13 protein-coding genes and 2 tRNA genes are annotated in these 13,183 nt (G+C 43.5%); all 15 read left to right on the top strand.

Annotation, left to right across the window (positions count from 1 at the left end):
- Nucleotides 1–2,493, top strand: a complete 2,493-nt coding sequence (locus BN1609_RS03885; RefSeq protein WP_088840531.1) for a pectate lyase-like adhesive domain-containing protein — start codon at nucleotides 1–3, stop codon at nucleotides 2,491–2,493.
- A gap of 160 nt (nucleotides 2,494–2,653) precedes the next feature.
- A tRNA-Glu gene (locus BN1609_RS03880) sits at nucleotides 2,654–2,725 on the top strand.
- A gap of 4 nt (nucleotides 2,726–2,729) precedes the next feature.
- Nucleotides 2,730–2,802 (top strand) — tRNA-Asp (locus BN1609_RS03875).
- A 181-nt stretch (nucleotides 2,803–2,983) separates the two neighbouring features.
- Entirely contained in the window at nucleotides 2,984–3,553 is a 570-nt protein-coding gene (gene folE / locus BN1609_RS03870) for a GTP cyclohydrolase I FolE (RefSeq protein WP_088809636.1), read from the top strand.
- A gap of 83 nt (nucleotides 3,554–3,636) precedes the next feature.
- Nucleotides 3,637–4,404: a heptaprenyl diphosphate synthase component 1 gene (locus tag BN1609_RS03865; protein WP_088809637.1), complete on the top strand. Its 768-nt coding sequence runs from the start codon at nucleotides 3,637–3,639 to the stop codon at nucleotides 4,402–4,404.
- Between the two features lie 19 nt (nucleotides 4,405–4,423).
- Nucleotides 4,424–5,146: a demethylmenaquinone methyltransferase gene (locus BN1609_RS03860; RefSeq protein WP_088809638.1), complete on the top strand. Its 723-nt coding sequence runs from the start codon at nucleotides 4,424–4,426 to the stop codon at nucleotides 5,144–5,146.
- Nucleotides 5,136–6,104 carry a heptaprenyl diphosphate synthase component II gene (hepT, locus tag BN1609_RS03855; RefSeq protein WP_088809639.1) on the top strand — a complete coding sequence of 323 codons (969 nt, stop codon included), beginning with the start codon at nucleotides 5,136–5,138 and terminating at the stop codon, nucleotides 6,102–6,104. Before BN1609_RS03860 ends, hepT begins: the two co-directional genes overlap by 11 nt.
- Before the next feature lie 12 nt (nucleotides 6,105–6,116).
- Nucleotides 6,117–6,560: a nucleoside-diphosphate kinase gene (gene ndk, locus BN1609_RS03850; RefSeq protein WP_088840530.1), complete on the top strand. Its 444-nt coding sequence runs from the start codon at nucleotides 6,117–6,119 to the stop codon at nucleotides 6,558–6,560.
- A 130-nt stretch (nucleotides 6,561–6,690) separates the two neighbouring features.
- Complete coding sequence (gene aroC, locus BN1609_RS03845) at nucleotides 6,691–7,857, top strand: chorismate synthase (RefSeq protein WP_088825458.1); 1,167 nt, start codon at nucleotides 6,691–6,693, stop codon at nucleotides 7,855–7,857.
- Nucleotide 7,858: 1 nt separating this feature from the next.
- The gene (aroB, locus tag BN1609_RS03840) at nucleotides 7,859–8,944 is read left to right on the top strand and encodes a 3-dehydroquinate synthase (protein WP_088809642.1); all 1,086 of its coding nucleotides are present in this window, start codon (nucleotides 7,859–7,861) and stop codon (nucleotides 8,942–8,944) included.
- Nucleotides 8,945–8,949: 5 nt separating this feature from the next.
- Nucleotides 8,950–9,324: a chorismate mutase gene (gene aroH / locus BN1609_RS03835; RefSeq protein ID WP_088809652.1), complete on the top strand. Its 375-nt coding sequence runs from the start codon at nucleotides 8,950–8,952 to the stop codon at nucleotides 9,322–9,324.
- Nucleotides 9,324–10,409 carry a histidinol-phosphate transaminase gene (gene hisC, locus BN1609_RS03830; RefSeq protein WP_088809643.1) on the top strand — a complete coding sequence of 362 codons (1,086 nt, stop codon included), beginning with the start codon at nucleotides 9,324–9,326 and terminating at the stop codon, nucleotides 10,407–10,409. Before aroH ends, hisC begins: the two co-directional genes overlap by 1 nt.
- 12 nt (nucleotides 10,410–10,421) lie before the next feature.
- Entirely contained in the window at nucleotides 10,422–11,525 is a 1,104-nt protein-coding gene (locus BN1609_RS03825; protein WP_088840529.1) for a prephenate dehydrogenase, read from the top strand.
- A 12-nt stretch (nucleotides 11,526–11,537) separates the two neighbouring features.
- The gene (gene aroA, locus BN1609_RS03820; protein WP_088840528.1) at nucleotides 11,538–12,812 is read left to right on the top strand and encodes a 3-phosphoshikimate 1-carboxyvinyltransferase; all 1,275 of its coding nucleotides are present in this window, start codon (nucleotides 11,538–11,540) and stop codon (nucleotides 12,810–12,812) included.
- Between the two features lie 141 nt (nucleotides 12,813–12,953).
- A complete protein-coding gene (locus BN1609_RS13910) occupies nucleotides 12,954–13,100 on the top strand; it encodes a hypothetical protein (protein WP_159457902.1) in 147 nt (48 codons plus the stop codon).
- Nucleotides 13,101–13,183 lie beyond the last annotated feature (83 nt).

Here is a 13,183-nt window from a genome sequence, read left to right as displayed (position 1 = left end):
ATGAGAAAATGCGTGTTCATTTTCTTCTTCACTTTGGTCATTTTAGGTGCTCTTCAATCCGTTAAAGTTATAGACTCGAAATTTTCTAGTCGGGACTCTGTTTCTGCGGCGATTACTTTAAACGCAGATGAAACGATTGTAAACAATTATACAGAGTTAAAAGCGGCAGTTCAAAATAACAGTATATCAAAAATTTATTTTGGAGCGGATATTAGTTTATCAAGTGGTATTCAAGTGCCAGTCGGCCGAACGCCATTCACGATTTCTGGAAAAGACCCAACAACAGAAGAAATACACACATTAACAGAAACAGGGAGTTCGACAAGCACATCAGGAACTATTTACATTAGCTCGAATTCCTCGACAAAACAAATTACAATGCAAGACCTTACTATTTTTGGGAAAAATTATTATGGAACAGTTTATGTTGCTAACGCTGCAAAAGGTGTTAATGTAACTTATGACAACGTGGTGTACAAAGGACCACAACTTATTTGGAATACCGCTGGGACGCTAGAACTTGTCGGAAATACAAATGTTGAAATTGGCAAATTTGTTAGTGGCTCAGCATCGAACCAGGAATTTGCCGAAGTAGGTGGCATTAATTTTGGTGGGAATATTGAAATTTATCACCCATCAAGTTCCAGTGACAGCTTGGTATGGTATGGCGAAGATTCTTCGACGAGCAATTTTTTCAATGTTCGTGACGGAGCCAACGTGAACATTTCTGCTAATGGTAATGGCGTGTTTTACCGAAGCGCATCAAACCCAGTTTCCATAAGTGTTGGTAAAAATGCAACGCTTAATTTAAATACAACGACTTCCTTTAACCGCAGTGGTGTAGGCGGCAACTTTTTCGTAGACGAAGGAGGTACCGCACGAATTTATCAATCGGATGTTAGTAGTGAGTTGCTCTCGCTTTCAGGTGCTTTAACGGTTAATAAAGACGCAACTGTTGTTTTGAATAAAACGGGAGGAAGCGGTAATGTAATTAAATTCAATAGTGGTGGAAGTCTAAATGTTAATGATCCAGCGTATTTCCTTCTATACAATGGTAATACTTCTAATACAATTGGCTATGCCTCGGGTTCTGGCCAGATGAATTTAAATGGCGGGCTAATAAATTATTGGGATAGATCCGGGAGCGCCAGTACAATTGGTTTGCCAACTTATTCCTACAGCAGGGAAGATCAAGCAAATGTCCAAATGGGCATTACGACTAATGGTTCTACGACAACAATTAATAGCGCGAATGTACCAGTGACAGCAGCGGAATTTAATGTTGCCAAAATGAAAGTTCTCTCAATTGGAAATTTGCCGCTAAATGTGAATACCTTAAATGATAGTCAGGCTACTTTAAGTGGAGCGACCGTTACAAATGCGGCTATTGAAATTTCTTATGTAGAAAATGGCACGACGAAAACATTGACTGGAACCGCAGATAACGCTGGGAATTTTCAAGTGGCGATTCCAGGCGGATTTATAAAACCGTATACGGAAGTAAGTGTGACGGCTTCGACGGAGTATTATATTAATAAGACAACTAAAATTACTGTCGTCGATGTGACGCCGCCAACGGGCGATGCTGTTCCACAAATTGTTTCAATTGGTGAGGCGCTTTCTACAAATGCCAATGCTTTTGTGACAAACATTCGAGATAAATCAGATAATACGAGTGGTCAGGGTGTGACGGCGAACATTGAAGCTACACCAGATACAAGCACATTTGGTTCGAAAAAAGCAGAGGTTTCCTTGACGGACCGTGCGGGAAATCAAACGCGAATTGACGTACCGGTTTTTGTGAAAGATGCTGATACGGTTGTTCAAAATGGGACGGCTTTAAAGGCAACTTCATTTAGTGTTGACCAAAGTGAAGTTGGTGGGAAGTCGGCTGCTGAGCTTGGACAATTGATTAAAGAGAAATCGAATGCGCTCGGTTTTGATGTGAATTCTGGCGCTAATATTTCGAATGAGATTACGATTCAAAGTTCGACACTTCAAGCGGTCCCAGGGGACTACACGGCCACACTTGAACTGCGTGGCGTTACGAAAACCGTTTCGATTCATGTATTTGTGCGCAGTGTGAAGTTTGAGGAAGTTAGTCAAGAAATGGACTTTAAACCTGCTCAGATTACTGGGAAGCGAGAAATTCTTGAACGTGATGAGTCGACATGGGGAATTAGTGTGGTGGATACGAGGAATTCGGGCTCAAAATGGGTTGTAAATGCTACAATTACGAAGCCGTTAACCTCTACTAAAAATCCAGATCGTGTTTTAGAAAATGCTTTTATTTTTGTTGGCTCAAACGGGGAAAAAATTGTTTTAGGGGACTCGCCCTATCCTGTTTTTGAATATGAAACGACAAATGCAAATCCTGTTCAAGTGGACTGGGCAAATAATCGCGGGGTGCTTGTAGAGGCTGATACGACGGCGGTTTATGCTGGTGATGCCTACCAAGGCAAAATTTCGTGGACGCTTCAAGATGCACCTTAATTGTTAAGCTAATTCGTGTACAGAAAAACCGTTTGAAAAATAGTTCGAGCGGTTTTTCTATTTTATCTGGAAAAAGTGATTGACAGTAAAGGTAAATATGATATAATAAAAAAGCTGAATGAGAAGCGGTTATTAGTTTCACAGCATAATTATACACTATGGCCCGTTGGTCAAGCGGTTAAGACACCGCCCTTTCACGGCGGTAACACGGGTTCGAATCCCGTACGGGTCACTTAGGTTCCGTGGTGTAGGGGTTAACATGCCTGCCTGTCACGCAGGAGATCGCGGGTTCAAATCCCGTCGGGACCGTTTAAGAAGTTTGTCATTTTTGACAAGCTTTTTCTTTTTGGCGGGAATGAAGTAGAGGTTTGCGTATCGTTATATATAGGAAGATTTTTTTTAATTCTTTAAACATGAGAAGTGTTTGCATTTACCGTAAAGTGTGTGATGTGTTAAGATAAAGGGGACTAAATCAAAAAGGGGTAAGGGCATGGAAGAGATTAATAAAGAAAAGATTGCAGATGCTGTTCGTGTTATTTTGGAAGCGGTTGGGGAAAATCCAGATCGTGAAGGGTTAATTGATACGCCGATGCGTGTTGCGCGTATGTATGAGGAAGTTTTTTCGGGGCTTACGAAAGATCCCTCGGTTCATTTTAATACAGTGTTTGAAGAGCAGCATGAAGAGCTTGTTCTTGTTCGAGATATTCGTTTTTCTTCGATGTGTGAGCATCACTTAGTTCCCTTTTTTGGGGTGGCTCATGTCGCCTACTTGCCGCAAAATGGTCGGGTTGCGGGACTTAGTAAACTTGCTCGCGTTGTAGATGATGTGAGTAAACGTCCGCAACTTCAAGAGCGTATTACGACGACGGTAGCGGAAATTATGATGGAAAAATTAAAGCCGCTTGGTGTGATGGTCATTTTAGAGGCGGAGCACATGTGTATGACGATTCGCGGTGTGAATAAACCGGGAACGAAAACGATTACGAGTGCGGTTCGCGGTGCTTTCCGAACGGATGATAAATTACGTAGCGAAGTGATGTCGTTAATTAATCATTCATGAAGTGAACAATTACGTTTCAAAATAGATTTGTGATATAATATATTTCATATTATTTGTTATTATGAGTTAAAGGGGAAATTTAAATGACCTATCAAGGGAGCCTGGCGCAGTTGAAAGAAGTGGAAAGATTGGTTCATGAAAAATCAGCCTATCGGTTTTTAAAGGACAATTTTTACGGGCCTGAAACTGATAAGGACCAAATGCTATGGCTGAATGAATCCATTCATGGCTCTGATCTTGCTGAAACAGAGAAATACCGGATTATAACCGCAACACTTTATGTGATTCTTGCTCATGATACGCATGAGATGATTGATGAAGATAAAGACGGTAGAGGGGTTAGTCGAAAAGGACGAGAACTTACGGTGCTTGCCGGTGATTATTATAGCGCACTGTATTACCGGACGATGGCAGAACTTGGTATGACACAATTACTTGCAGCACTTCAACGTGGTGTGCAGAAAACGAATACGGCTAAAACAAATATTTATCAGTTACATGTTGTAACAGATGATGATTATATGGAGGAACTGCTTGCTTCATCTTCAGCTATCTTTGCTGAGTTTTCTTCTTATTTTAAGAATGAGGAAGCTTTTACGAAGCTTGCTTGCCAAGCTATTTTATTAAAACGCCTGGAGCGGGAACAACATTTTTATGAACAGTACGGGCTTTCAACATTGAAACGCGCGTATGACCATGGTTTCTTTGTGAAAGAGGCGATGGCGACTTTTGAGGAATGGCTCGAGCAACTTATGGATGAAGTAAAGATGCGAATTCATCATTTGCTTAAGACTTCTAGACCGCTATCTGATTCGCTACACGCACGTTTAAATGAAATGTTACAGCGCTAAATTAAAGGGGAGTTTTTGTATGGTGGAAACGAAAGAAGAGAAAGTTCATAAAGTTTTTGAAAAAATATCTCCGGATTATGACCGAATGAACAGCTTGATTAGTTTTAAGCTTCATTTGTTTTGGCGTAAACAAACGATGGAACTTATGCGTGTTCCGAAAGGGGCAAAAATTTTAGACGTTTGTTGTGGTACGGCGGATTGGACCATTCTTTCTGCCCGGCATGTTGGGGAAAAGGGCTCTGTTGTGGGGCTTGACTTTAGTGAGAATATGCTTCAAATTGGTAGAGAAAAAGTGCTCGAGAGCGGGCTTCAGAATGTGACTTTAACTCGCGGCAATGCGATGGAGCTGCCTTTTTCGGATAATCAATTTGATTTTGTGACGATTGGTTTTGGTCTTCGAAATGTGCCGGATTATTTACAAGTTTTAAAGGAAATGAATCGCGTTTTGAAGCCGGGTGGACAGGCGGTTTGTTTAGATACGAGCCAGCCGAACGTGCCACTTTGGCGTCCGTTTTTTAATACATATTTTCGCCATGTGATGCCGCTTTTTGGTAAATTGTTTGCGAAAAGTTATGAGGAATATAGTTGGTTACAAGAATCAACTAGAACTTTCCCGGGAATGGGCGAGCTTTCTGATTTATTTTATGAAGCTGGTTTTAAATATGTCCGCTATATTTCACATAGTGGCGGGGCGAGTGCTACACATTTTGGCTATAAAAAGGTGACGGTAGATGAAATTTAATTTTTTGTATCCGGCGATTCAAAAAGATATTGAAGCGGTTGAAGCAGAATTAAAACGTGCGGTTTCAAATGCTGACGCGGAAACGACTTCTGCTTCTGCGCTACATCTGTTGGAGGCGGGCGGAAAAAGAATACGGCCGATGTTTGTTTGCTTGACGGCAAGACTAGGTGCGCCTGCTGATTTTACATATGTGCGAGATGCGGCGGTTGCGATTGAACTCATTCATATGGCTTCAATTGTTCATGACGACGTGGTTGATGATGCGGGGCTTAGACGCGGTAGAAAGACGATTAAGTCGATTTGGGGCAATCATATTGCGATGTATACGGGAGATTTTCTTTTTGGGAAATCGCTTGAATATATGACGAAAATTGACAGCCTCAAGGCGCATCAAATGTTGTCGGCGGTTACGGTTGAGCTTGCGGTAGGGGAAATCGAACAGATTAAGGATAAATTCAACTTTAATCAAAGTGTAAGGTGTTATTTGCGGCGTATTAAGCGGAAGACGGCACTTTTGATTGCGGCAAGTTCGGGGCTCGGCGGGGTTCTTTCGGGATTGCCTGAGAAGGTTGATGATAAACTTTATTTATTTGGCTATTATGTAGGTATGGCGTTCCAAATTACGGATGATATTTTGGATTTTGCGGCGGATGAGCGGACGCTTGGGAAGCCTGCTGGTGAAGATTTACGTCAAGGGAATGTGACGTTGCCGGTCTTTTTTGCGATGCAAGATCCGCTTCTTAAAAAGCGAATTAGTCGTGTGACGGAGGAGTCGTCAAAAGAGGAGATGATGCACTTAGTTGCGGCGATTAAAGCGAGCGGTGCGATTGAGCAATCTGAACAGGTGGCGACGGCTTATTTAACGAAGGCGATGGCGATTTTAGATACTTTTCCAGCATCGAAAGAAATTAAACCTTTGAAACAAATCGTGAAAATGCTTGATAAACGAGATTATTAGGAGGAATGTAGGGTGGAGAGAACTTTTGTCATGGTAAAGCCGGACGGCGTACAGCGCGGTTTAATCGGGGAAATTGTCACGCGCTTTGAGCAAAAGGGTTTGCGGATTGCAGGCGCAAAATTGATGCGGATTTCTGAGTCTTTGGCTAAAACGCATTATGCGGAACATGACGGGAAACCGTTTTTCGTGGACTTAATTGGGTTCATCACATCTGGTCCTGTTTTCGCTATGGTTTTAGAGGGTGACGAAGCAATTGCCACGGCACGCCAAATGATGGGCAAAACAAATCCGCTTGATGCGGCGCCGGGAACAATTCGGTCAGATTTTGCGATACATACGAATAGAAACGTGATTCATGGTTCTGATGGTTCGGCTTCTGCCGCACGGGAAATTGGCCTCTTTTTTAAACAAGAGGAGCTCTTGGATTACGAAAAAGCTACGGATTCTTGGCTTTGAATGGTGACTGTCTCTTATGGTAAGAGGCAGTTTTTTCAAAATAACTGGTTGTTTTCTGGTGAATGTTATGCTATTATTTAACACATACACTTTAAAGCGCTAAAATATTTGTGGTAAAGGAGAAGGACTTATGAGATATTTAACGGCTGGAGAGTCACATGGACCGGGTTTAACGACAATTATTGAGGGGCTACCTGCGGGGATGCCACTTTTATCTGAAGATATTAATGTGGAACTAAAAAGACGGCAAGGTGGGCATGGTCGGGGGGCACGCATGAAGATTGAAAAAGATCGTGCGCAAATTACGGCTGGCATTCGGCACGGGAAAACGCTTGGTGCGCCGGTTGCCATTTTTGTGGAAAATAAAGACTGGAAGCACTGGGAAACGGTGATGAGCATTGAACCTGTTGATGAGAAACACGAGGCGTCACGAAAAGTTACTAGACCTCGTCCGGGACATGCTGATTTGGTGGGCGGCATGAAATACGGTCACCGAGATATGCGTAATGTGCTGGAGCGTTCAAGTGCGAGAGAAACAACGGTACGAGTGGCTGCTGGTGCGGTAGCTAAACAACTTTTGCGTGAACTGGGGATTTCAGTTGCCGCGCATGTGCTGGAAATTGGTGGTGTGCGGGCGAATTTGACGCGTGATTACACGGTGGCTGAAATTGCTGACATCGCGAATAATTCGCCAGTTCGAACACTCGATAAGGATATTGAGCAGGCGATGATGGATAAGATTGATGATACGAAGAAAAAAGGGGATACAATTGGTGGCATTGTTGAGGTCGTTGTTGGCGGTGTTCCAGCTGGCCTTGGTAGCTATGTGCAATGGGATAAAAAGCTAGATGCCAAAATTGCACGTGCAATCGTTAGTATTAATGCTTTCAAAGGTGCTGAATTTGGCGTTGGGTTTGTTGCGGCACGTAAATATGGTAGCGAACTCATGGATGAAATTGTTTGGTCAGAAAATGACGGCTATACGAGAACAAGCAACAACTTGGGTGGCTTTGAAGGCGGTATGACAAACGGTATGCCGATTGTGGTTCGCGGCGTCATGAAGCCCATTCCGACTTTATATAAGCCGCTTCAAAGTGTGGATATTGATACAAAAGAGGCGTTTAGTGCGAGCGTTGAGCGTTCAGATAGTTCGGCGGTTCCAGCGGCAAGTGTAGTTGCTGAAAATGTAGTCGCATGGGAAGTGGCCTGTGCCGTGCTTGATAAATTTGATAGCGACCGTTTTGACGTTTTAAAGAAACATGTGGAAGAACATCGCGAACTTACGAGGGGCTTTTAAAATGTCTAAAATTACTGTTCAAACAGCGAGCAAAACGTATCCTGTATGTATTGGCAACGACATGTTAGTTTCATATGGTGCTGAGTTTTTAACCGAGCTAAAAAGGTTTTCAAAGGTTTTTGTTTTGACGGATCGACACGTTTTTGAATTGCATAAAGAGAAGCTTGACCGTGTTCTTAAAAGTTTGCCACACGTGACGTATTATGTGACGCCAAACGGTGAGGCTGCGAAAACGTTTCAGGTGTATGAAGATGTGATGACGAAGATTATTGAAACGGGGCTTGACCGCAAGTCTGTGATTCTTGCTTACGGTGGTGGTGTGATTGGTGATTTGGGCGGCTTTGTTGCGGCGACTTATATGCGCGGCATTCCGTTTTACCAAATTCCGACGACTGTTTTAGCGCATGACAGTGCGGTAGGTGGCAAAGTGGCGATAAACCACCCGCTTGGGAAAAATTTGATTGGCAACTTTTATCAACCTGAAGCGGTTATTTACGATACGGCGCTACTTGGAACGCTGCCGGTACGCGAAATGCGCTCGGGCTTTGCGGAACTTATCAAGCACGCTTTAATTAGCGATCAGGCGTTACTAGATGAACTGATGGTGACTTTCAAAACGCCGGACGACTTTTACTCGCAAGATTTAACCCCGTTTTTACAAAAGGGCATTTTGGTTAAAGCGGGTATAGTGGCGCAAGATGAAACTGAACAGGGCGTCCGCGCGTATTTGAATTTCGGTCATACGTTTGGGCATGCTCTTGAGGCCTACGGTAATTTTTCGCGTTTCCTTCACGGCGAGGCCATCATTTTTGGAATGATTTATGCGCTTTTGATGAGCGAAGAAACCCAAAATCTCACGTTTGATAGGGCGACATTTACTGCTTGGCTAACTGGACTCGGTTACGAAACTGAGCTCCCAGATGACGTCCCGTTTGAAACGATTTTTGAAAATATGCTACACGACAAAAAAACGACTTTTGAAGAAATTAAAATGGTGCTGTTGAACGAAATCGGTCACATGGAAATTGTTCCTGCTGACCGGGCACTGATTTTACAAACTTTTAATCAAATGAAAAAAGGAGAATGATGAGTGTGAGAGCGATTCGCGGTGCAACGACTATAAAAGAAAATACGGCAGATGAAATTTACGAGGCGACGAGCGAGCTTTTTCAGGAAATTTTAAAGAAAAATCAAATTGTTGACGCGGAAACGCTTATTTCGGTCATCATAACGGTAACGGAAGATATTAATGCGGCTTTTCCGGCGCGTGCTGTACGTGTAACGCCTGGTTTTGAGCTTGTTCCTGTGATGGGTATGCAAGAAATCCCGGTACCGGGTGCCCCTTTAAAATGTATTCGAATGATGGTGCAAGCAAGTGTGGATAAATCACTTGCGGAAATTGAACATGTTTATTTAAACGATGCGGTGCGCCTGCGCCCAGACCTCGCGGAAAGGAAGGATTCTTGATGAAATGGAAAACGTCTTTAGAAGGGCTTCATTCGTATAAGCCGGGAAAAAGAGAAGATGCGGTGATGAAAGAATTAGGGTTAACTAAAATTACGAAACTTTCCTCCAATGAAAACCCGCTTGGTGCGTCTAAAAAAGTACAAGAACTTGCGCGTTCATTAGCGTTTAAAACGGAAATTTATCCTGACGGGCATGCGAGTGACCTTCGAAAAACCGTTGCGGAGTTTTATGATATTTCAGAAGACGAACTTGTTTTCACGGCTGGAGTTGATGAATTAATTGAGCTTTTAACGCGCGTATTGCTCGATCAAACAACGAACACGGTCATGGCAACACCAACTTTTGTTCAGTATCGCCAAAATGCGCTCATTGAAGGTGCGGAAGTACGAGAAATTGCTTTAAAACCTGATGGGCACCATGATTTTGAAAGAATGTTAGCGGCGATTGATGAGAATACAGCAATCGTGTGGATTTGTAATCCGAACAATCCGACGGGTAATTTTTTGCCGCTTGATGCTATTCGTGCATTTATTCAAAAAGTGCCAGCAGATTGCTTAGTCGTTCTTGATGAGGCGTATATTGAATACGTGGAACCGCAACCTGCTGCTCACGAAAAATGGGTTCGAGAGTTTCCAAATCTGATTATTACACGGACGTTTAGTAAAATTTACGGGCTAGCTAGTTCGCGAGTTGGCTACGGCATTTGTTCCAAAGAAATTGTGCACTATTTAAATGTTGTCAGACCGCCGTTTAATACGACGACAGCGGGACAATTGCTTGCGCAAGCGGCTTTGCTTGATCAGGATTTTGTTGCGGAATGTCGGGCATTAAATCACGCGGGAATCGCGGCTTACGAGGCGTTTAGCGCAGAATATGCGCAAGTCACACTGTACCCGTCGCAAGGCAATTTTGTACTGCTCGATCTAGGCCGAAAAGCAGCGGATATTTTTTCTTACCTAGAGAAAAATGGCTTTATTACAAGATCAGGGGCTGCTCTTGGATTTCCAAATGCGGTGCGGATTACGGTTGGGACAGCGGCGGAAAACGAGCAAGTGATTGCGCTCCTAAAAGAGTTTCTGGGATAGGAGGCAATCTTTATGAAGGGAACAGTCGTTATTGTTGGGCTGGGACTCATTGGCGGTTCGATTGCGCTTTCTATTAAAGCGAAACATAAAGAGGCGCACATCATCGGAATCGATGTCTCGTTAAACACGCTTGAAAAAGGACTTTCGCTCGGGATTATTGACGAAATCGGCGAAAGTGTCTTAATCGATGCACCAAAAGCAGATTTGCTCATTTTTTGTTGTCCGGTGAAAGAAACCGAAGAACTCGTTCGTCATTTACCGGGATTAAACTTAAAAGAACAGGTTATCGTGACGGATACAGGGAGTACGAAGCAAACCGTTATGCAGGCCGCACTAGAGCTCACTGACAAGTCGATTACATTTATTGGGGGTCATCCGATGGCAGGCTCACATAAAAGTGGTGTGACTGCCGCAAAGCGCCTGCTTTTTGAGAATGCTTACTATTTATTAACGCCAGGAAATGAAACGGCAAGCGAACGTCTGCCAGAATTAAAGGAATGGCTGATTGGGACAAATGCTAAGTTTCTAACGCTATCGCCAAAAGAACATGACCAAATTACAGGCATGCTGAGCCATCTTCCGCATATTGTTGCGGCCGCTTTAGTGCAAGAAACGGAAGCTTTCACAGCGAGTCATCCTGATGCGTTTAGTTTAGCAGCAGGCGGCTTCCGCGATATTACACGTGTCGCTTCAAGTGATCCGCGCATGTGGACGGACATTTCGCTTAGCAATCGTGAAATTTTGAAAGAACAGCTTACTTCTTGGCGCGACCGAATGAATGAGGCTATTCAGCTCATTGAGACCGCCGACAAGACCGCGATTTATGATTTTTTTGACGGTGCGAAAGAGTTTCGTGATTCGCTGCCGATTCACCGCGGTGCTATTCCAGCTTTCTACGATTTATTTGTCGATGTGCCGGATTATCCGGGTGTCATTTCAGAAGTGACGGCCATTTTAGCGGATGAAAAAATTAGTTTAACGAACTTGAAAATTTTGGAAACGCGCGAAGATATAAACGGTGTGTTACAAATTACGTTTCAAAATGAAACTGACCGCTTGCGTGCTAAAGCAAGTATTGAATCAAGAGCAGCATATACGTGCTATTTAGAGCAGTAAAGGAGTGTAATGATGAAATTACAAACAGGGAAAAGCCTTTTGCACGGAACGATCGAAGTCCCAGGCGATAAATCCATTTCGCACCGCAGCATTATGTTTGGCGCGCTAGCAAACGGCGAAACGCGGATTCGGCATTTTTTACGTGCAGATGACTGTTTAAGTACGATTCAAGCATTTCGTGATTTAGGTGTACAAATTGAAGAAACGCCCGATGAAATTATCGTTCATGGTGTAGGCTTTGGCGGTCTAAAACCATCTAAGGCACCTATTAACGTAGGAAATTCTGGTACAACGATTCGACTAATGATGGGCATCCTTGCAGCTCAACCGTTCGCTACAACACTATTTGGCGATTCTTCGATTGCAAAACGCCCAATGAATCGCGTTATGTTACCGCTAAAAGAAATGGGTGCCAACATGACAGGTCACGAGGGCAGCGAATTTGCCCCAATTGCTATTAATCGCGCTGAAAAACTTCACGGTATCACATATCATATGCCAGTTGCAAGCGCCCAAGTGAAAAGCGCCATCATTTTTGCGGCACTTCAAGCAGAAGGCGAAACAATGATCCATGAAAAAGAAAAAACGCGTGACCATACGGAAGAAATGATTCAAAAATTTGGCGGGAACATCGAGGTGGACGGTCTGACTATTCGCGTCTCCGGCAACCAGGCGTTTCAAGGACAATCGCTAACGGTTCCGGGCGATATTTCTTCGGCTGCTTTTTTCATCGTAGCGGGGTTGATTGCAGAAGATAGCGAAATCGTTTTAAAAAATGTTGGGTTAAACCCTACACGGACGGGAATAATCGACGTGGTGAAAGCGATGGGCGGAGACATTTCGGTTGTGGAAGATGATTTAGCTGGCACCATAACCGTGAAAACGTCACGTCTAACTGGGACGACTATTTCCGGAGATTTAATTCCGCGTTTAATCGACGAGCTCCCCATCATCGCGCTCCTAGCAACGCAAGCAGAAGGCGAAACCATCATTCGCGACGCCGAAGAATTGAAAGTCAAAGAAACAAACCGAATTGATGCCGTAGCAACTGAACTTGCGAAAATGGGTGCCGACATTACGCCTACAGCAGACGGCCTTATTATTCGCGGGAAGACCAAACTCCGTGGTGCCAAGGTAACTAGTTACGGCGACCATCGCATCGGCATGATGCTCCAAATTGCAGCGCTTTTAGTACAAGACGGAGAAGTAGAGCTTGAAAAGGCAGACGCCGTTTCGGTATCTTATCCAAGTTTTTTCGACGATGTGAGAAGTTTGTTTGATGAATAATAAACGAAAAGAGGCTTAACGGCTTCTTTTTTTTGAATACTAGAACGGTTAAATAAAAGCATGAAACTAGCTGTGTACAATTTTTCATCATATCTTTTTATGCTATACTAAAGGAAGTATTTATAAAACAACCAAGAGGTGATGACCATGATTAAAATTCAAATTAGCGAAAGCGAATTGCGGACCCATGCCAGCGACTTACGGGAGGCAAGCGGCGGGGAAACTTATCAGACCTTACGAGAGCTAGAGGCGCAACAAGCCGAGCTTCGAAAGGCGTTGTCCTCATGAGCCGGATTAGTATTGCCGAAGTACGTGCCTTTCAAGAAGCCTTACAAAAGGCCAATGCCACCATGCGTGCTCGTATTCAAGCG

Origin of the sequence: Listeria sp. ILCC797 (assembly GCF_900186185.1) — a bacterium.
Classification (GTDB): Bacteria; Bacillota; Bacilli; order Lactobacillales; family Listeriaceae; genus Listeria; species Listeria goaensis.
Note: the sequence above shows the minus strand (reverse complement) of the source record. Positions and strands in the feature narration are given on the sequence as shown.